Below are 18,635 nucleotides of genomic sequence, written 5' to 3'. Positions count from 1 at the left end.
CTCACGTCCTCGGAAAGCCGAATTCGTCGAGTTCCGCCACCGTCAGGTGGACGTCGTTCCCGAGCCGCAGAAGCGTGCCGGGAGGGATCGGGGCCGGCTCGCCGATCTCGACGCCGGCCACGTGGGTGCCGTTGGTGGAACCGAGGTCGTTGATCATGAGGGTGCCGTCCCGCCAGTACAGCTCCGCGTGCTCGCGCGAGACCTGGTGGAGATCGGCGAAGCCCGGCACGGTCTTCCAGGGCGGGCAGGTCCGCCCGATCCGCATGCCCTCGGGCGGCACCGGCAGGATCGTGTCCTCGAACAGGAGCGCGACCCCGGTCGCCGGCGTCCCGGAGCCGGCCGGGTCCGCGTCCGGGACGCCGGGGTCCTCCGGTTCCGGGACGGCGGGTCCGGCGTACTCGGGCATGTGCTCCCAGGGGGCGAAGTGCTCCTCGCAGGACCCCGGCTCGTCCCCGGCCGGGCAGTTCTCCGGATCCTCCGGACAGCGGTAGGTCAGCCCCGCCATGAGACCTCCTTGAACGTGATCCCGCGGGCGGCGAGCTCCCGGCGGAGCCTGTTCAGGTCCCCGCGCCGGGGGACGCCGGCGAACCACACGTCGCGGTCGTCCACCGCGACCTGCATGGGCGCCCGATCGGGCTCGTGGTCCAGATACGGGCCGTACCGGTCACGGCCGAGCGGGGTACGGGGCGTGAGGACCTGGTTGGCCGAACCGCGCCAGATCAGCCGGGTCGGCCGGGTGACGTCGTACCGGCCGGTGATCACCGCGTCGGCGTGCGCCAGCGCGGTGCCGTCGCTGATCTCGGACGGTTCGTATCCGGTGTAGACGAGCAGATCGGCGGCCGGGGCGAGGTCGTCCCGGAGTTCCGCCACCGCCGCGAGGAAGTCGCGCAGGCCGTCCGGCTGCGCGAGCGGCTCGCCCCCGGAGACGGTGAGCCCGTCGGCACCGTCGCGCAGCGCGTCCGCCCACACCCGGGTCAGCTCCGCGACGGTGATCTCGGCGCCGCCGCCGGGGTCCCAGGTGTCGCGGGCGAGGCAGCCCCGGCAGGCCAGCGCGCAGCCCTGGAACCAGACGGCGAGCCGCCGTCCCGGCCCGAGCGCGGTGACCGGGAACCCGTACCGGTTCACCCGGGGCATCGGTCGACCCCCAGCTTCCAGTGCTCGCCGTCCTGGTCGATCTTCACCACGGTGATCGTCTCGCCCGGCGTGGCGGGGACCTCGAACAACTTCACCGACAGCGGGTTGACCAGCGCGGACTCGACGAGATTGAGGACGCCGCGCCCCCCGTGGTCGAGCTGGCCGACCGCATGGCCGCGCAGCGTCTCGTAGGCGTCGTCACCGACCTCCAGTTCGGCGTCGTGGACGCGCCGGACCCGCTCGATGACCGAGCCGAGCGCGCGGTCCAGGATTCCCGGGACGTGCTCGGGCTGGATGAAGTTCATCGCGATGAAGTTGCCGCCGAAGCGGTTGCGCAGTTCCGGCCGCCCGATCTGCTTGTCGAAGAACTCGTTGAACGCGGCCCGCAGCGTCTTCTGGACCGCAGCCCGGTCGGTTTGGGGCGACAGCTCGACGATCTCACCCGAGGGGCCCTTGCCCCGGATCCCGAGGTTGGACGTGAAGATCAGGACGGTCTCGGTGAAGAAGACGGTCGCGCCGCGCCCGTCGGTGAGCCGGCCGTCCTCCAGGATCTGGAGGAAGAGGTCGAACAGCCGCGGATGCGCCTTGTCGATCTCGTCGAACAGCAGCACGGACATCGGGTTCGCCCGGACGGCGTTGGTCAGCTCGCCGCCCGTGTCGTGCCCTACATAGCCGGGCGGCGCGCCGATGAGGCGGTCCCGCGCGTGCTCGCCCGCGAACTCGCTCATGTCGAACCGGATCGGCTCGGCGTCGTCGCCGATGATGAGCTGGGCGATGCCCTTGGCGAGCTCGGTCTTGCCGACCCCCGTGGGGCCGGACAGGAACAGGACGCCGCGCGGCCGGTTCGGGGAGCTGCCGGTCTGCGCGCCGGTCAGCCCGGTCGCCGACCGGGTGATCACCTGGACGGCCTGCCGCACCGCGTCGGGCTGGCCGATGACCCGGCTGTTCAGGTACGCCTCGCCGCCGGGCCGGTCCGCCGAGCCGATGATCTTCTCGCGCAGCGCCGCGGACGCCCACGGGTTGTCGACCACCCCGACGCGGTAGAGGCGGGCCGCGTCGTCCAGCCGCTCCGCCGGCAGCCCGCGCAACCGGGCGAGCCGCTCGATCGCGAGGGCCTCCACGTTGCGCATCCCGTGGGTGGCGGACGTGAGGGTGTCGACGGCCTCCAGCAGCGTGCCGCCCTGGTCCTCCGGCTCCACCCCGGAGAGGTTCCGCACGATGCGCCGGGCGAGGGCCCGGCGCTCGTCGCGGGACGGCTCGGGAACGGAGATGACCCGCAGCCGCCGGTTGTCCACCGGGAATCCGCGGGGGAGCTGCTCGGGCCGCTCCGCCACCCAGAAGATGGTGTTGTGCGGCGTGACGGCCGCCTTGCTGGCGCTGGGCGGGACCGGGGCGGCGACGTGCGCGAGCGCCTCGACCAGCCACAGCAGGGTCCGGGCCTCGGGGTCGTTCGGGTCGCCCCCGCCGACGGCGGGGGCGTACGGGAACAGCGCCCCGATCGCCGGGCCGCGGTTCAGGACCAGCGCGACCAGGATGTCGCGCAACCGCTGCAGCTGGTTCATGGGGTCGGCGGGCTCGTCGCCGCCCCCGGGCGGGGCGTCCCCGGGCCTGGCGTCCGGGAAGTTCAGTACTTCCGGCAGGCGCACCGACGCGTCGAACTGCTCGCTGAGGATGCGTTGCCGCACCATGTCGTGCCAGAGGAACGCACCGAACCCCTGCGCCTGGCATGTGTGCCGCACGACCTGGAGGAGGTTGTGGGGCTGCGGCCGGCCGTCCCGGCCGGGAAGCATGTACCGGTCCCGGACATTGCCCGTGAGGAGCACCTGCGGGTAGACGGGGACGGCCATCTCCAGTTCCCGCACCCAGGCGGGTACGGCGGCGGTCACGACGGCAGCTCCCGCTCCCGAGCCCGCGGTTCCGCAACGGTGTTCGTCCGTCGTCTCCTCTCGGTCTGCTTGCCGGAGGCGGGCTTCGCGCGCCTCACCGGGCCGGTCGGTGCGTTGGGCACCGGCTGCCCCGGGGCGATCCATGCCTCCCCTTGGACGGTCACGTCCGCCGCACCCAGCCCGGCGCGCACCTCGTCCCTGCGTGCGCAGAACATCCGCTGCGCCTCGACGTCCGCGGCGGCGTCGGCGGGCGCGTCGGGGTTGCGGACGACGGCGGTGGAGATCCGCCGGCTCTTCTGGTCGTGGCGGACCAGCAACCAGTACCGGTCGGTGCCGTACGCCTCGGACCACGCGGTGCCGAGCGCGGCGACGGCCTGGCCGTCGTGCGCCAGGACCGCGGTGAACTCGTCGCCGACGTCGCAGCCGATCGCCTTCAGCGCCGCGGTGGCGGCCGCCGCGACCCGCTGCGGAACCTGCTCCGCCTCGTGGGCCGCCACCGCCTCTTCGATGCGCGCGCCGACCGCGGCGACCGCCGCCCGGTCCCCGGATCGGTGGGCGGCGTCCAACTGCGCCCGCAGCACCCGGCGCTGCTCCGCCGGCAGGTCGTCGGTGCGTGCGGACAGCCTCGCGTGGGTGACGGCGGCCTCCGCCCGGTCCGCGCGGGCCTTGACGGACGCGATGACCTCGGACTCCAGGCGGGCGAGCCCCAGCCGCGCCGCCTCGGCGGTGCGGGCGGCGCGGATCTCCGCCAGGACCTCGTCGATGCGATCCAGGTGCTCGGGGTCGCAGCGCCCGCCCTCCCGCGCGAGGACCTGCTCGGCCCGTTCGAGCGCGCTCCGGCGGGCGTGGTCCGGGTCGGCGTCGACGAACATGGCACCCGCCCGATCGGCCGTTCCGCCCGCCGCCCGGCCGGGGGCGCGGCGGCGCGTGCGCCGTTCGTCGCCGCGGGACGCGACCCGGGACAGCAACCTGTCGGTCTGCAGCTCGATCGCCTTCCGCTCCGCCTCCTCCACGAGCGCGCGGGCCCGGTCGACCAGCGCCTGCAGCTCGCCGGAACCGGCGTCCGCCGAGGGCGCGCCGACCTCTCGCGGGGCCTCACGTCCCGCGCCGAGCCGCCGCAGCACCGCCCGGACCGCCGTGCAGCGCGCGTCCAAAGCCGCCAGCTCGCCGCGCAACGCCGCGCGGCGTGACCGCTCCTGGTCGGCGTAGGAGTACTCGTATCCACCAGAACCGCTCACGCGGCGCCCCCAGGCGTGCTTCCGTGGAGAGGAACCCCATCCCCTCCCCCGATCGTTATCGAAGGTACAGCTTTATAGGAGATAAAAAGAAGAGTCGGTACAAGTTCCCGTGGAAGCCACGATGGCTCCGGACACCGCCCCCGACGCTGGAGGAGTTCCTTGTCTCTGTCCGACGCGCTCGCCACGCTGGCCGAGACCTGGCCGGACACGGTGGACGCACTGCCCGAGCCCACCTTGGAAGCCCTCGCGGCCGCGGAGCCCGACGCGGACGCCGCCACCGTCGCGCAACTCGTCCGGACCCTGCTGACCGGCCTGCCCGCCGACCACCCCGCCCGCCGGGAACTCCTCGAAGGCTTCCGGTTCGGCACGTCCGGCGGCCGGTCCGACACCGCGCTGGCGAGCCTGCGGATCGCCGCGCGCGCCGCGCTCGACGTCCGCGCCGCCGACGCCCGGCTGCTCGCCGCGCCGATGGTGGCCTGGGCGGACGTCCGCGTCCCGCCGGCGGACCGCGACGCCCTCGTCCGGCTCCGGTCCCGGGACGGCGCGGACGGCGCCCCCGCCTTCCAGTTCGACGCCGCGGGGAACCCCGTCCCGGTCGTGCTGGAGATCAACCGGCTGCTCGACGCGGCCGGGGACCCGTGGGGCGTCGCGGACTGGTGGCTGTGCGGCAACGCCTGGCTCGACGGCGGCGTGCCCGCCGAACTGCTCGGCGACGTCCCCGACGCGGACCTGCTCGCCGCCGCCCGCGCCGAACTGGCGGTGGTGTGACGATGCCGCCCACGCCGCCCCCGGCCACGGCGCAGGTCGATCCGGCGCGCGCCGCACTGCCCGCCGGGACCGTCCTGTGGCGCGTCCACCGCGGTACCCGCTCCGCCGAGACCTTCAACCCGGTGCCCGCCGACGGGCAGTTCGGCGGCGGCCGGTTCGACGCGACGCGGGACGACCCGTACCCCTTCCTGTACGCGGGGTTCCGGCCCGAGACCGCGCTGCTGGAGTCGCTGGTGCGGTCCGTCCCGTTCAACGAGCGGGGCGTCCGGCACCTGCGCCGCGCCGCGCTCACCGGCCTCGTCCTGTCGTCGGTGCGCACCACGGCGGACCTCGACCTGATCTCCCTGCGCGACAGCGCCGAGCTCGCCGCCGCCTGCCAGGACGAGTGGCTGGTCACCGCCGACCCGCCCGAGTATCCGCGGACCCGCCGGTGGGGGCACTGGCTGCGCGACCGGGCCGACTGGGGGCAGGGCTTGATCTGGCCGTCGCGCCGCGACCTGGGCAACCCCGCGGCCGTCCTGTTCGGGGACCGGACACCGCCCGGGCTGCTGAAGCCGGGAGACGAGCAGCCGCTGCCGCTCGACGACGCCGCCGGCGCGGCCCACCTCAACGCACTGCTCGCCCCGTTCCGCATCCACGTCAGACCGCCCCGGAACCCGTAGTGACCCCGCCGGCCCGGGAACCGGCACCGCGGTCAGCACAGCGCACCCATCCGCCGGTCCAGTTCGGCCGCCGACGGGACGAGCGCGGCGACGCGGCGCCACCGCGTCCGCAGGTCCGGGCCCAGCCGTCCGGGAAGCGTCCGGTCCGCCCCGCCCAGCAGGCGGAGCGGCCCGAGGACGTAGGCGGAGGCCAGCGACGGCAGCGCCCCGAACCCGCCGTCGCCGGACGGCCGCCCGGCACGCTCCGCGATGCCCTTGCAAAGCTCGCGGACGAGGCCGGCCCGCCCGGTCCACCACGCCTCGGCCGCCGCGACGATCTCCACCGCCATCGCGTACGCCTCGGCGGTCAGCAGCCCGGCACCGTACTCCGCGACCGCGGGTGCGGCCGGCGGCAGCGCGGCGAGATGATCGAGATGGGCGCCGTCGTGCACGGCCCGCCACACCGCCCTGGCCGGTGCGGGAGCCACCGGCGGCCGCTCCACCAGCACGGGACCGTGCGGCAGCCGGAACCACGTCCGCCACGCCGTCCCCGGCGGGAACGCGGGCGACGTCCGAACGCCCGCATGGTCGTACGCCGACGGCCGCAACACGGCCCCGCGAGCCAGCAGAGCGTGCGCTGACGGCGCCGGGCCGCCGCCCCACAACTCGTCCGCGTCATGCCGCACCCCCGGCAGGTCGCCAAGCGCCGCGCAGTAACGGCGCAGCGCCGCCGCGGCCGCCGCGACATCCGCGTCCACCGCCCGCACCGGCACGGCCGGCTCGGACTCCTCCGGGTAGAACGGCGGCACCGGCCCCGCCAGCGCCCGCACCCGCCGCAGCCGTGCCGCCGCCGCCCCGGCCGGACCGAACCGCGCGTCCCGGACGGCGTCGTCCACGATCCACAGCGCCTCCGGAACCCTCAGCAGCAGGCAGCCCAGAGCCGTCTCGGCGAGCCCCCGCACCGCCCACACGGACTGCTCGCTCCCCGTCGCGGGGACCCCGAGCGCCGCCGCCACCGCCGCGTGCGCCCACCGGACCGCCGCGGGCGAGGAGACCGGAGCCGTCGCGACGCTCACGGCAGCGTCCACAACCGCACCCGCACCAGCATCCGCGCCGGATCACCGAACGCCGTACGACCATGCAGGATGCGCCGGTTGTCCAGAATGAGCGCGTCACCGGGCCGCAGTGCCAGCTCGACGGCGGGCAGCCGGGCCAGGTGCCGCGCGAACTCCTCCGCCGCGGCCCGCTGCTCGGCATCGCCGCACATCAGCAGGTCCGGACGCCACCGCAGTGCCGCCGCTCCGGACGGCGGCAGCGTCACCACCGCCGCCCGGAACGGCGCCTCCGGCACGAACGGTTCCGGCGTCCGCCACGACCAGTCCGCGCGGCGCAACCGGTTCAGCATCCGGTCCGGCAAGTCCGCCAGCGCCGTGTCCGCGTCCAGCAGCAGGGTGCGGCCGCCGTCTCGCGCCGGCCGCACGGAGAACAGGCACATCCCCGCCTCCGGCCGCTCCCGGTAGGCCGCATCGGTGTGCAGCGGAGCCGCGCCGCTCGTCTGCGAGACCGTTCCGCCCGCCCGCGTCGCCCGCACCGGCCACGCCGCGCGCCCCCCGTCCCGCGCGGACGGACGCCCCCACCCCGCGGCGAGGCCGAGGCAGCGGTGCGGGTCCGCGGTGGCGTCGGCGCGGAGGAACGGCTGGTCGCGCAGAAGCGTCCAGCCCTGGTGGCGCAGTTCGACCGTCGCCGGGTGCGGCAGGGCCACCGATGCCCCCTCTCGGATCGCACGCATCGTCCGTTCCCACAGAACCAGCCCCACCCGGCCTGCCCCCGGTCGCATCCCGGTCGAATCATGGGCGCACAAGCAGCCCGAGCAACCCGGACCGAACCGCTGCGGCCGGCCAGGCGGATATTCGTTTGGTGAGGGCGGGGCGCGCTGACACAGTGCTGCCGTGAACGACTACGTGGCCATCAACAGGGCCAACTGGGACGAGCGAGCACCCGCGCATGCGGATTCCCCCGACTACGAGTTCGACCAGTTCATCAACGACCCCGAGCACCTCAGCGGCGTCGTCCGGTTCGACCGCCCTCGCCTCGGTGACCTGACCGGGCTGCGTGCCGTCCACCTGCAATGCCACATCGGCACCGACACCGTGTCCCTTGCGCGACTAGGCGCCACGATGAGCGGGCTGGACTTCTCCGAAGCCGCACTGGAACAGGCACGACGACTGGCCGCCGGCACGAACAGCACCATCGACTTCCGCCACGCCGAGGTCTACGACGCCGTCGAGGTCTTCGGCCGGGAGAGCTTCGATCTGGTCTACACCGGAATCGGCGCCCTGGTCTGGCTGCCGGACGTGGCGCGGTGGGCCCGCGTCGTCGCCGACCTGCTGCGACCGGGCGGCCGCCTGTTCATCCGCGAGGGCCACCCCATGCTGCACGCACTGGACGAGACCGCCGACCCGCCCGTCCTGCATTACCCCTACTTCGAGACCGCCGACCCGGTGATCTTCGAACAAGCCGGTACCTACGTGCAGACCGACACCACTTTCACGCACGCGCTCACCCACACATGGAGCCACGGCCTGGGCGAGACCATAACCGCGCTGCTCGCGGCCGGAATGCGACTGACCGGCCTCACCGAGCACGACAGCGTCCCCTGGCAGGCCATTCCCGGCCACATGACCAGGGACGAGACCGGCGAATGGCGCCTAACTCACCATCCCGAACGCCTGGCCGCCAGCTACACGTTGCAAGCGGTCAAGGAATAGCCGCAGGTGGAGCTCCGTCAAAGCTGCGCCCTGTTGACCGTCCGTCTCCGGACGCGGAGACGCCCGCCGATTCGTAGGCGGCGGGCGTCCCCAGGGGGCATGCGCGGGGTCAGTTCTTCTTGCGCCAGGCGACGGCCTGGGTCACGCCGCCCGGGTAGGCGGCCGTGCCGACGATCTCGCCTCGGTCGTTGATGTCCGTAGCGGACGCCCTCGTGGCGCCCGCGGGGAGCGGCAGCAGGTACGGGTCGTCCTTCGGAGAGGTCCAGACGGCCGCGCCCTCGCCCAAGTCGCACCGGTAGGTGCCGACGATCTCGCCGGCATTGTTGATGGCGACCGGCTTGGCCGCGTTGCCGGTGTCGTGGTCGGGCAGCCGCCGCATGCCGTCCGCGGCGTCCCAGATGAAACCGTCCTGCCCGACGCCGTCCGGACCGGTCGAGGACTGCCCGACCACCTGGCCGCGGTCGTTGATGCCCTCGGCGTAGGACCAGTTGCCACCGAGTGTTCCGAGCACGCGGAAGTCGGCGCCCAGGCGCGCGAACGCGCGGACGGCACGCGAGGAGCCGGGCGCGCCGAGATCGGTGTCGAACGACAGGTTCTCGTTGCCCGCGAGCCCGCCGGTCTCGTTCACGTCCACGATCTCCGCACCCGAAGCGCCCGGGATGTGCGACTCGGTGCCCTCCCAGTACACCGGCCGCCGCACCTTCAGGTCGTCGCCGGACGTCTCGTCGGGGGCGACGTACCCGCCGACGCGCCCGTTGCCGATGGCGTGGCCCTCCGACCGCTGGCCCCACGTGCCGAGGTCGCGTAGCAGCCAGCCGTTCCACATGAAGGCGTGCCGCTTGCCGTCCAGGTGCGTGCTGAAGCCGGAGGCGTTCCCCTTGTCGTCGATGCCGGTGGCAACGCTGTTGGGGCCGCGGAGCTGGGCCCCGAAGAGGTAGCCCAGCTCGGTGACCTGCCCGTCCCGCCAGACGGCGGCGACGTTGCGCGGCGGCACCTGCCCCGGGTTGGTGAGCTTGGCACCCGCGATCTGACCCGTCTCGTTGATGCCGTTGGCCTGGTTGAGCCCGTTCACGGTGACGGGCTCCCAGCTCCCGGTGACCCGGCCGCATTCGGCCGGGCCGGCGTGCGCGGCGGCCGCCGGCAAGGCGGCGCAAAGCCCCAGTGGCAGCATGGTGGTCACGGCGATACGCATGGCTTTACGCATGGGAATTCCTTGCAGGATTTCGGTGGAGGGAAAGATCCGCGCGGCAAGATCAACCTAACGCCTGACCAGGGCCGATGGACCTGCCGATCCCCTTACCGATCTCTTACGTGGAAAGCGACCACCGGCACAGGCAGGACACCCAGCCCCATGACCGCCATCCTCCAGGCCCCCTCGCCCTCCATCGCCAAACCCCGATGACGCTGGAACCAGCTCACTGATGGGCCACAATGCCGGAGTGACGCGATTGCTCGATGAGAACGCGCTGGTGCGCTCGTCGGTCGTGGCGAATTGCATGATGAACCGCGAACGGTCCCTCAGCGGCTCCAACGGCTACGGTCGGGAACTCGGCATGGACGTCATGGCCGAGTTGACCGCCCGCGCCGGCAGGGCAACGCCCGTACGCTGGCTGGACGTGTGCTGCGGAAGCGGACGCGCGCCGGCCGAAGCAGCCGGGCTCCTCACCGACCGCGGCCTGACCGGGCAGGTGGAGATCACCGGGCTGGACCTCGTAGACCACTTCGTCCGAGACAGCCATTCCCCATCTCTCCGCCTGATCAGCGGCTCGGTGAACCAGTGGACGCCTGACAGCCGCTTCGACCTGATCACCTGCGTGCATGGGCTGCACTACGTGGGCGACAAACTCGGTGCCCTGAGCCGCATCGCCTCCTGGCTCACCACCGACGGGCTCTTCATCGCCAACTTCGACCCCGGCTCGGTCCGCCGAGCGGACGCCGTACCCATCGGCCGTCGCCTCACCGCCCAGCTTCGTGCCCGAGGGTTCACCTACGACTCCACCCGCCGCCGCATCTCCCGCCGCGGAAGCGCCCAACCCCGATTCCCGTACCGCTACATGGGAGCCGACGACCAAGCCGGCCCCAACTACACCGGCCAACCCGCCGTCAACTCCATCTACGAACCACTTCCATAATCCCTGCCCTGGACGCCCTGGGAGTCGAGGATGCCCGCGCTGGGCTCGGCGTCGCGGCCCTGGACCTGGCGGACCTGCCACCGCAGCGCGTCCAGCATCCGCAGCGTGACCCGCTGCTCCTGCCATCGCACGAAGTACCAGTAGGCGGTCTGCCGTCCCCGCTGGCGCACAAGGCTCGCTTCCTTCAGCCGTTACAGCGCCGAATCCGCTAGGCGTCGCCCCAATCCGCGCCCTGGTGCGGTACCGACCAAGGTCCACCGGCTGCGTTGACTTGCGGCGTGTTGCCCTTATGGAGCGCTCCATAAGGGCAACACGCCGCAAGTCAACGAGTTGTGGGGTGGCGGCTGGTCTTCGGTGGCGTTGCTCCGTCCGGGTTCGGCCTGGAAGGTCACTCTCCGTGCGTGATGGCCACTCTCGGCCAGGAGTAGTCGGCTCACCCGGTGGGGCACCGACGCCGCCGCGCTGTACGGCCCGGCCGAGGCGGACGCGGCGGCCCGCCGCTGCGAGGAGGTCTCGTTCGGGGTAACGCGCCGTGTCGGCGAGCTGACGGTCGAGTTGTTCCCGGCGGGCCACATTCTGGGCGCGGCTGGGGTGGTGCTCCGCGCGGGCGACCGCCGCGTCGTCGTCACCGGCGACATCTCCGGATTCCGGCAGGAGAGCGTTGACGGCTACGCGCTACCGGAGTCGGCGCGGGACGCCGATCTGCTGGTCATGGAGACCACCTGCTGCGGCGTCGAGCGCGACGACCGGGACCTGCGGGTGGGCGACTTCGTCCGCGAGGTCCGGGAGATCCACCAGGGCGGCGGGCGGGTGCTCGTCCCCGCGTTCGCCCTCGGCCGGGCCCAGGAGATCGCCCTCCTCATGCGGCGCCACCTGCCGGAGGTCCCGGTCCGCATCGACGGAATGGCCGTCGATCTGAGCACGGCGTTCGAGACGGCGACCGCCGGCTCCGCCCGCCCTCTGACGATCTTCGGCGGCGCCGTCGCCATCGCCGACCGCCCCGCCGACTTCGACACGTTCCGGAACGGGGTCGTCATCACGACCTCCGGCATGCTGACCGCGGGCCCGGCCGTGCAGTGGGCGGCACGAATCCTCCCCGAACCGGGCAGCGCCCTCTTCATCTCCGGCTACCAGGACGAGGAGTCGCCCGGATCACGGTTGCGGAAGCTGTCGGAGCAGGGCGGCGGCTTCACGCTGCCGGCTCACGGCCGGGAGGTGACCGTCCCGGTACGCGCGCGCGTGGCCACCATGGGCCTGTCCGCGCACGCCGACCGCAGCGGCCTGCTGAACATCGCGGACGAGGTCGCCGCTCACCAGATCATGCTCGTCCACGGCCTCCAGCGCCGCCAGCGGATGTTCCGCGAGGTCCTGCGCGTCCGCCACCACACCCCCACCGAAACCACCCGCTGGCGCCCCCTCTAACACCGCTCAAGAAGCCGCGCCCCAAGACGAACAAGCCACCCATCCAGCCCCCGCCCGATCTCGTTGACGAGGAACCGGGGGCTCGACTACGGCGGCGGCACCGTCCGTCCCGATAGTGAGCGGTGCTACGCGGTCCCGTCCGTCCGATCGTTCGGGCCGTCCTGCCGGTCGGCCAGCCACTCCATGACCAGCTTCATGCCGTCGTGCCAGTGGCGCTCGACGAGAACGGCCGCATGGTCGCGGTCGCCGGCGGTGAGCGCGGCCAGGATCTCCGCGTGCTGCCGGTCGGCGGCGTCGCGTCGCCAGACTTCGCGCATGTAGGCGAGCTCATAGCGGGAGAGGTTGGTGCGCAACTGGCCGATCATCGCCTGCAGGTGCCGGTTGCCCGCCGCGGCCGTGAGCGTCGTGTGCCACGCGGTGTCGAGCCGCCAGCGCTGTACGGGATCCGTGCAGTGTGCGAGCTCGTCCAAGATGCGGCGCAGGGTGCCGAGCGCGGTCTCGTCCAGCGAGGTGACCGACCGGACCGCCAATCCCTCCAGGGCGGCGAGTACGGGGTAGAGCTCCGCCGCGTCGCGGGCCGCAAGCGTCCGGACGGTGAACCCGCGGGCGAGTGTGGACGTGAGCACCCCTTCGGCCTGTAGCCGCAGCAATGCTTCGCGGACCGGCGTCCGCGACACCTGCAGTGCCCGGCTGAGGCCGGCCTCGGTCAGCGGCGCGCCCGGCGCGTACGCACCGGAAGAGATCAGCTCGACGATGCGCAGATAGACGGCCTCGCGCAGCGGCTCGGCCCGGGTGATCGGCTGCTGGGAGGTCATCGGCGGTACGGGCTCTCGGCGCGGTGCCGGCGCTCGAACTCGGAGCGCATGCACAGGGTGTCGACCGAGGTCATCCGGTCGACGGCGACCACCCCATCGAGATGGTCGATCTCGTGCTGCAGCAATTCGCCCAGCTCCCCGTCCGCGCGCAGATCGTGCCGTTCACCGTTGAGCGACTGGTACGTGACGTCCACCCACGTGGACCTGCGGACCCTGCAAAAGAACTCCAGCGAGAAGCTGAGGCACGCGTCCCACGGCTCCCACGTCGTCTCGGAGCGGGCCACGATGGCCGGGTTGACCAGCACCCACGGCCGGTCCAGATGCAGATAGACCAGCCGAACCGGTGCGCCGATCTGCGGGGCGGCGATGCCCCGCCCATATCCCGTCCGGCCGACCCAGTCGGCAAGGGTGTCGGCGAGGTCGGTCGCCAGCTCCGCGGTTGTTGCTCCGCCCGGGTCGCGAATCTCGGTGCAGGACGTCCGCAGCCTCGGGTCGCCCAACTGGACGGTCGCTCTCACTGCCATTCGCATATCGTATACGATAATCAGGTGACCGAACCACTGCAGGTGCAGCGCATAGAGGAAGCCACCGCCTTGATCGAGCCGGTGTTCCGGAACACGCCGCAGTACGTGGACCCGGCCCTCGCCCGCCAGGTAGGCACCGACTTGTCGGTGAAGCTGGAGACGTTCAACCCGATCCGCTCGTTCAAGGGCCGCGGAGCGGACTACTTCATGCGCGGGTTGAGTGCAGGCCAGCGGGTCCTGTGCGCGTCCGCGGGCAACTTCGGCCAGGCCATCGCCTACGCGGGACGGGCACGGGGGATTCCTGTCACGGTGTTCTGCGCGCGAAACGCGAACCCCACCAAGGTCGCTGCCATGCGCGCGCTCGGCGCCGAGATCGTGCAGACCGGCGACGATTTCGACGCCGCCAAGGACGCGGCCCGGGCGTACAGCGCGAATGACGAGGGCTGGCTCTTCGTGGAGGACGGCCGCGAGCCGCGCATCTGCGAGGGCGCCGGCACCATCGCCATCGAACTGGCCGCGCTACATCCCGACCTGGTGCTGGTGCCCGTCGGCAACGGCGCCCTGGTCTGCGGCATCGGCTGCTGGATGAAGGCCCGCTCTCCGGCGACCCAGGTGGTGGGCGTGTGCGCCGCGGGCGCTCCGGCGATGGCCGAGAGCTGGCGCCGCGGCACCCCGGTGTCATCACCTGAGGCTCGGACCATCGCCGACGGCGTCGCCGTCCGCGTCCCCGTGCCCGAAGCCGTCGCTTGGATGCGCGCCTACGTCGACGATGTCGTACTCGTCGACGAGGACCAGATCCGCGCAGGCCTCCGAGCAGCCCAAGACATGCTCGGCCTACTCCTCGAACCAGCCGGCGCCCTAGCCATCGCTGCCGCCCTCACCCACCGCTTCCCCGCCGAACGGCCGGCGGCCGTCATAACCGGCAGCAACTACTGACCGACCGGGCGCCGCGAACCACACCTACGACCACTACGCCAAGGAGATCGCCCCCCGCACCACCGCCGGCACCCCCGCCCTGCAACTGGGTGTGCCAGGCCAAGGGAGGTCTGAAGAAGGCGGCCAGTGCGACCGGCAACTTCGTCAGCAAGCACCGAGCCACCATCGCCTGGACCGGAGTCGGCGGCGCAGCCTGCGCTGCGGCAGCCGGAGCCGTCTACAGAATCGTCAGCCACGCCCAGAACACCCCACGCGACCCATGGAGCGCGGGGGGCTTCCTCAAAGCCGGCGCCGTAGGCGCGGCGGTAGGGGTGGCCACCCACGGAGCCGCGGGGCCTGGTCGCCAAGGTCGCCACCCCGGTGATCCGCAACGTCGCCCCGCGCATTGCCAGCAAGATCAAATCCGGCGGCGGCAAAGGTGGTACCCCGAGCAAGGGCAACCCGGTCGCCAAGGCCAAACCGGTGTCGCTGACCAAGCCCAAGACCGCGTCCAAACCGGCCACCAAGGCGGCGGCGGCAGGCTCCACCATGTGCAGCTTCGTGTCGGGCACCGCCGTCCTGATGGCCGACGGCACCCGCAAACCGATCGACAAGCTCAAAGTCGGCGACAATGTCCTGGCCACCGACCCCGACACGGGCAAAACCGCACCCCAGACGGTCCTGTGCGGTCAAGCCTTACACGGCCTACCTACGCGTCCACAACCTAACCGTAGACACCGACCACACCTACTACGCCCTCACAGCCAACACCCCAGTCCTCGTCCACAACTGCGGTAAACAGGTAACGTACGGTAGCACCGAGCTGAGTCAGGCAACTTTGGAGGCGCGAATTCTTGGCGGCGCGAAAAGCGCAAACCCATATGCCGCTGCTCTTTACAGAGATCAGGCCGGTTTTCTTCAAACCCTCGTGGTGAATTCTAATAGCGCGGGGCATGCGGAGAAGAACATGGTGGCTCGGCTCAGCGAATTGGGTGCTTCGCCTTCCGTCGTAAAAAAAGTTGTACGTCGAGTATCAGTCATGTGCCAAGTGTGGCGCCGATTGGCTGCCTCAATTCGATGAGGCCGAAGTGACGTGGAGTGCTGTTTGGAACAGCGACAAGGTGGTACAGAGTGCGGCGCGTCGAGACCGCGCTGCGGCAATCAATGGCCTGTGGGGGGCGGTGAGCGTTGAACGATAATTCCCATGAATGGGAACACGGAGTCGCTGGCTACGTGGAGGCGGTGGGGGGTGATGTGGATCTCCACGTTAGAACGGAACTTCGGCACTTGGGCGTCCCCGCAAGATTCTTCTATTACTTCCAAGCCGCAGAGGGACTCAATCTCATCGAGGAGGGGCCTGGTGTCGGCCTAGTTCACTTCGGGTTCACTCGGGATCACCGCAAGGTCTGCATTTCGCCAACTGACCTTTCCATATGGGAGGTGGCAGAGAATCCGCCTATCGGTCGCTCTCTGATTAATTCGAGCCTCGAAGGCTTCCTGAAATTCATGGCTATCTGCGAAAAGAGGATTTCTAGTCAACAGTGTGTCGATGAGGAAGAAGAAGAGTTGGGGGAAGAGTGCATCGAATGTTGGTTGAAGGTTGCTAATGACATTCGTACACGGATGGCAAAAGGAGATTCATCTGCACTGTTCGACGGAAGTTATTGGTCCGACTTTTTGAGTGATGTAGAAAATGGTGACTATGGATAGCGGTAGTCTACCGAAGTGCCCGAGGATTCCGGACAGTGACCCCACTGCAATGGAGTGGTCCGGAAAGGCAGTGAGGCTCATTGACCCTTTCCAGCGGCAGTTCGGTGTGGGCTGATCACAGCATGATCGCGGACGGCGTGGACGGTGCCGGACGTCAAGAAACCCTCGTAGGACGGTTGGTCTCTCACAACGTCCCGACCCCATCAGAGGCCTCAGATGCTTTTGTACCGTGCTTCGCTGCCGTTGTCGCGCCGGACCCCGGCCTACGCCACCGGTGTCGTTTGCCGCCACCGCCGGGCCATTGGGAGCAAAGGCCGGTGCCCGCCCTCAGGCATGCAGGCCGTGATGACCCTGGTCTACCTGCGCAAAGGCGAGACCTACGCCGAACTGGGTGCCGAATCGGCATCTCCACCACCACCGCGTGGCGCTACGTCAACGAGACCGTCGACCTGCTCGCCGCCCGCGCGGTCAAACTCGGCGCGGCGCTGGCTAGAGCGGTCAAAGCCGGGCTGCCGTACCTGGTGCTGGACGGAACCTTGATCTCCATCGACAGGGTCGTCGCCGCCCGGCCCTACTACTCGGGAAAGCATCGCCGCCACGGCATGAACCCCCAAGTCATCGCCGCACCGGACGGGACCTTGCTGTGGGTGTCGGGACCACTGCGCAGCTCGGTCCACGACCTGACAGCGACCCGGATCTGGGGCCTCATCCGAGCGCTGGCCGCCACCGGGCTGCTCGTGCCGGCCGACAAGGCCTACCAAGGCGCCGGCACGCACATCCTCACGCCTCGGAAGATTCCGTGATTTCTTTTAGCGCTGTCACTTCAAGGAGGGTGGGTGTGGTTGACGACAGGCGATCGTCGCACGCTGAGTTTTATGCTACGGTCGATAATGGGCTTTACCTGGACGTCATCTCTGCGGGCAGCTTGAAGTCGGCACTTCTCGGCGCTGCGACACGGCAGGGCATCGAACTCGAAGGCGTGGAGGCTGCGCCGGGGCAGGTGCGTTTTACGGCACCGGATACCGTCTCGGCGGGAAGATCGGCGTCGGTTCTCCTTGGCGCGGAAGAGCGTCTGTTCTCCATGATCGTTTCTCAGAAAAGATTCTTGTACGCGACTGGGGGAACTGACGATCTGGCATCCGTGGTGAAAGTGATCAGCTTTTGGTTCGAGGGCTCAACCTTGACAGAGTTGACTGCCCGATTCCCGTTTATGAGTCACACGCGAATGGCCGCTTCCTTTGAACAGGGTGATGCCGTCGATTTTCAATGGCAAGCCCTCCTAGAGGATGATGACTTTCTTGAGATCCGCCCCCTCTTGTTCGCGGTGCATACAGTTGAGGGATTGCGCTCGCTCTTTCCTTTGATCAGCCACAATACCCAACTTCGCCTGCACGATGACGTCAATCTGAGGAACGCCCGCCAATTCTGGGTGACAATGCAAAGTGGTGGAAGATATCGTGTCGAGTTGCGGGGAGGTTTGCCGCGCGCTGAAATAGTCGATTCCCTAGCGGCAGCCATCGACGTACTTGCCTCGTATGTCGGTTCCCCTAAATCGAAGTAGTGAGCCTTTTTAGCACGCCATGCAGGATGGGGTGATCGCAGCTTGATCGCTGGCGGTGTGGCGCGGCCTGGAACGTAGGCGTTCGGTGAGGCGTCGCGTTATCGAGCCCTTGTCAAGAAATGCCCAGCCCGATACGTCGCCGAGAAAGCGGGCGAATTCGGTTTTTCCTGATCCGGCGTAACCGCCGACCAGGACGAGGGTGGTCGTGGCGATGCTGCCGCTCATGGCCCGGCCTCGCCATGCGCTGACTACGCGGGCTTTGAGGGCGTCGCCGGCGGTGGGGTCGCGGTCTTGGCTTTGGTCGGAGACGCGGTCCAAGCCCTGTGTGATGGCGGAGGCGGCTTCCTCGGTGGCTGCTGGGCTGAGGGGTCCCGGCAAGGGGAGGGTGAGGTCTCCGGTCTCCTCGGCGGGGAGTGGGAGACGAAAGCCGAGCTCGGGCTCGGTGGCCTCGTACATGAGGCAGTAGGCGCGGCGGTAGTGCGGGCCTGGGTACATGTTGCCGTTCTCGTGACCCGACACACTTTGGAAGTTCGCCGCGACCCTCAACCCTGTCCGATGTGCGACCTGGCGCAACTTGTCGCCTGCGGCCTCCAGGGTCAAGCCGTGGTTCTCGCGGTGTTCACGGAGTTTGTGGGGCTGCCAGCCGGTCCGATGCCTGGTTCCGCTCAAACCCAACCCTTTCGAAAGCCTTCTCGTCCCATCGAGTTCGGCCCGGGCTGCCGTGGGAAACCGGGGGCGACCGGCATGGTCGCGCAGACGAAAAAAGCGCCCGACCGCGGAGTTGCGGGTCAGACGCTTCTTGTTGTGCTCGATGGTGTGGGCAGGGGCGGGGTCGAACCGCCGACCTTCCGCTTTTCAGGCGGACGCTCGTACCGACTGAGCTACCTGCCCAGGGCGCTCGGATCGGGCGCCTGGCGGTCCTGACGGGATTTGAACCCGCGGCCTCCACCTTGACAGGGTGGCGAGCACTCCTAACTGCTCCACAGGACCTTGCTTCCCCCTGAGCTTAGCGGCTCTGGAGGGGTGTCTTCGCCGGGTTACCGGCGCTTGGCGACGTCCGAGAGCATACGCGATGGCCTGGGTGGGCGCCAACTCGTTATCGGGCTGGGAGGGTGCCGGGG

The 18,635-nt window shown here is 70.3% G+C and carries 21 protein-coding genes and 2 tRNA genes; 10 read left to right on the top strand and 13 right to left on the bottom strand.

Features of this window, described 5'->3' with window-relative positions; all coding sequences use genetic code 11:
* Position 1 precedes the first annotated feature (1 nt).
* From E1200_RS04110 to E1200_RS34625, 4 genes are read right to left on the bottom strand one after another with little or no spacing between them, the layout of a single operon-like run.
* A complete protein-coding gene (locus tag E1200_RS04110) occupies positions 2 to 505 on the bottom strand; it encodes an FHA domain-containing protein (protein ID WP_131950429.1) in 504 nt (167 codons plus the stop codon).
* Positions 493 to 1,134: a 4Fe-4S single cluster domain-containing protein gene (locus E1200_RS04105; protein ID WP_131950428.1), complete on the bottom strand. Its 642-nt coding sequence runs from the start codon at positions 1,132 to 1,134 to the stop codon at positions 493 to 495. The genes E1200_RS04110 and E1200_RS04105 overlap by 13 nt, the downstream gene beginning before the upstream one ends.
* The gene (locus E1200_RS04100) at positions 1,122 to 3,020 is read right to left on the bottom strand and encodes an AAA family ATPase (protein ID WP_131950427.1); all 1,899 of its coding nucleotides are present in this window, start codon (positions 3,018 to 3,020) and stop codon (positions 1,122 to 1,124) included. The genes E1200_RS04105 and E1200_RS04100 overlap by 13 nt, the downstream gene beginning before the upstream one ends.
* Positions 3,017 to 4,258, bottom strand: a complete 1,242-nt coding sequence (locus tag E1200_RS34625) for a hypothetical protein (protein WP_131950426.1) — start codon at positions 4,256 to 4,258, stop codon at positions 3,017 to 3,019. The genes E1200_RS04100 and E1200_RS34625 overlap by 4 nt, the downstream gene beginning before the upstream one ends.
* A gap of 159 nt (positions 4,259 to 4,417) precedes the next feature.
* Here E1200_RS34625 and E1200_RS04090 point away from each other — a divergent pair, with 159 nt between their 5' ends.
* Both E1200_RS04090 and E1200_RS04085 read left to right on the top strand, forming a co-directional pair.
* On the top strand, positions 4,418 to 5,026 hold the full coding sequence (locus tag E1200_RS04090) for a hypothetical protein (RefSeq protein ID WP_131950425.1): 609 nt from the start codon (positions 4,418 to 4,420) through the stop codon (positions 5,024 to 5,026).
* A gap of 2 nt (positions 5,027 to 5,028) precedes the next feature.
* A complete protein-coding gene (locus E1200_RS04085) occupies positions 5,029 to 5,688 on the top strand; it encodes an RES family NAD+ phosphorylase (protein WP_131950424.1) in 660 nt (219 codons plus the stop codon).
* A 32-nt stretch (positions 5,689 to 5,720) separates the two neighbouring features.
* On the opposite strand, the gene E1200_RS04080 is transcribed toward E1200_RS04085, so the two are convergent.
* A complete protein-coding gene (locus E1200_RS04080) occupies positions 5,721 to 6,743 on the bottom strand; it encodes a hypothetical protein (RefSeq protein WP_131950423.1) in 1,023 nt (340 codons plus the stop codon).
* The gene (locus E1200_RS04075) at positions 6,740 to 7,429 is read right to left on the bottom strand and encodes a TauD/TfdA family dioxygenase (RefSeq protein WP_165950192.1); all 690 of its coding nucleotides are present in this window, start codon (positions 7,427 to 7,429) and stop codon (positions 6,740 to 6,742) included. Before E1200_RS04075 ends, E1200_RS04080 begins: the two co-directional genes overlap by 4 nt.
* A 187-nt stretch (positions 7,430 to 7,616) precedes the next feature.
* On the opposite strand from E1200_RS04075, the gene E1200_RS04070 reads away from it, so the two are divergent.
* Positions 7,617 to 8,435 carry a class I SAM-dependent methyltransferase gene (locus tag E1200_RS04070; protein WP_131950421.1) on the top strand — a complete coding sequence of 273 codons (819 nt, stop codon included), beginning with the start codon at positions 7,617 to 7,619 and terminating at the stop codon, positions 8,433 to 8,435.
* 109 nt (positions 8,436 to 8,544) lie between these two features.
* Here E1200_RS04070 and E1200_RS04065 read toward each other — a convergent pair whose 3' ends face one another.
* Positions 8,545 to 9,639, bottom strand: a complete 1,095-nt coding sequence (locus E1200_RS04065; RefSeq protein WP_131950420.1) for a hypothetical protein — start codon at positions 9,637 to 9,639, stop codon at positions 8,545 to 8,547.
* Between the two features lie 235 nt (positions 9,640 to 9,874).
* Between E1200_RS04065 and E1200_RS04060 the strand changes: the two genes are divergently transcribed.
* On the top strand, positions 9,875 to 10,567 hold the full coding sequence (locus E1200_RS04060; RefSeq protein WP_207933161.1) for a class I SAM-dependent methyltransferase: 693 nt from the start codon (positions 9,875 to 9,877) through the stop codon (positions 10,565 to 10,567).
* Here the strand turns inward: E1200_RS04060 and E1200_RS04055 are convergent.
* The gene (locus tag E1200_RS04055; RefSeq protein ID WP_131950418.1) at positions 10,549 to 10,737 is read right to left on the bottom strand and encodes a hypothetical protein; all 189 of its coding nucleotides are present in this window, start codon (positions 10,735 to 10,737) and stop codon (positions 10,549 to 10,551) included. The genes E1200_RS04060 and E1200_RS04055 overlap by 19 nt on opposite strands.
* Positions 10,738 to 11,158: 421 nt before the next feature.
* Here E1200_RS04055 and E1200_RS35135 point away from each other — a divergent pair, with 421 nt between their 5' ends.
* Positions 11,159 to 11,989, top strand: a complete 831-nt coding sequence (locus E1200_RS35135) for an MBL fold metallo-hydrolase (RefSeq protein WP_131950417.1) — start codon at positions 11,159 to 11,161, stop codon at positions 11,987 to 11,989.
* Between the two features lie 125 nt (positions 11,990 to 12,114).
* Here the strand turns inward: E1200_RS35135 and E1200_RS04045 are convergent, their stop codons facing one another.
* Both E1200_RS04045 and E1200_RS04040 read right to left on the bottom strand, forming a co-directional pair.
* Positions 12,115 to 12,804 carry a GntR family transcriptional regulator gene (locus E1200_RS04045; protein WP_131950416.1) on the bottom strand — a complete coding sequence of 230 codons (690 nt, stop codon included), beginning with the start codon at positions 12,802 to 12,804 and terminating at the stop codon, positions 12,115 to 12,117.
* Positions 12,801 to 13,328 carry a peptide deformylase gene (locus E1200_RS04040; protein WP_131950415.1) on the bottom strand — a complete coding sequence of 176 codons (528 nt, stop codon included), beginning with the start codon at positions 13,326 to 13,328 and terminating at the stop codon, positions 12,801 to 12,803. Before E1200_RS04040 ends, E1200_RS04045 begins: the two co-directional genes overlap by 4 nt.
* Before the next feature lie 24 nt (positions 13,329 to 13,352).
* On the opposite strand from E1200_RS04040, the gene E1200_RS04035 reads away from it, so the two are divergent.
* The 5 genes from E1200_RS04035 (at position 13,353) to E1200_RS04015 (ending at position 17,514) form a co-directional block, all read left to right on the top strand.
* Positions 13,353 to 14,264 carry a pyridoxal-phosphate dependent enzyme gene (locus tag E1200_RS04035; protein ID WP_131950414.1) on the top strand — a complete coding sequence of 304 codons (912 nt, stop codon included), beginning with the start codon at positions 13,353 to 13,355 and terminating at the stop codon, positions 14,262 to 14,264.
* Between the two features lie 360 nt (positions 14,265 to 14,624).
* Positions 14,625 to 15,041: a hypothetical protein gene (locus E1200_RS34615; protein WP_243708330.1), complete on the top strand. Its 417-nt coding sequence runs from the start codon at positions 14,625 to 14,627 to the stop codon at positions 15,039 to 15,041.
* A gap of 435 nt (positions 15,042 to 15,476) precedes the next feature.
* Entirely contained in the window at positions 15,477 to 15,953 is a 477-nt protein-coding gene (locus E1200_RS04025; RefSeq protein ID WP_165950191.1) for an SUKH-4 family immunity protein, read from the top strand.
* Positions 15,954 to 16,270: 317 nt separating this feature from the next.
* Positions 16,271 to 16,756, top strand: coding sequence for a transposase family protein (locus E1200_RS04020; protein WP_165950190.1), 486 nt, complete (start codon positions 16,271 to 16,273; stop codon positions 16,754 to 16,756).
* Between the two features lie 35 nt (positions 16,757 to 16,791).
* A complete protein-coding gene (locus tag E1200_RS04015; protein ID WP_131950411.1) occupies positions 16,792 to 17,514 on the top strand; it encodes a DUF6193 family natural product biosynthesis protein in 723 nt (240 codons plus the stop codon).
* A gap of 9 nt (positions 17,515 to 17,523) precedes the next feature.
* Here the strand turns inward: E1200_RS04015 and E1200_RS04010 are convergent, their stop codons facing one another.
* The 3 genes from E1200_RS04010 to E1200_RS04000 all read right to left on the bottom strand — a co-directional run bounded on the left by E1200_RS04010 (position 17,524) and on the right by E1200_RS04000 (position 18,504).
* Positions 17,524 to 18,114: a hypothetical protein gene (locus tag E1200_RS04010; RefSeq protein WP_131950410.1), complete on the bottom strand. Its 591-nt coding sequence runs from the start codon at positions 18,112 to 18,114 to the stop codon at positions 17,524 to 17,526.
* 217 nt (positions 18,115 to 18,331) lie between these two features.
* A tRNA-Phe gene (locus E1200_RS04005) sits at positions 18,332 to 18,405 on the bottom strand.
* Positions 18,406 to 18,426: 21 nt separating this feature from the next.
* Positions 18,427 to 18,504 (bottom strand) — tRNA-Asp (locus tag E1200_RS04000).
* Positions 18,505 to 18,635: the final 131 nt, after the last annotated feature.

Source organism: Actinomadura sp. GC306 (assembly GCF_004348665.1).
Classification (GTDB): Bacteria; Actinomycetota; Actinomycetes; order Streptosporangiales; family Streptosporangiaceae; genus Spirillospora.
This window is presented reverse-complemented; position numbering and strand designations above follow the sequence as displayed.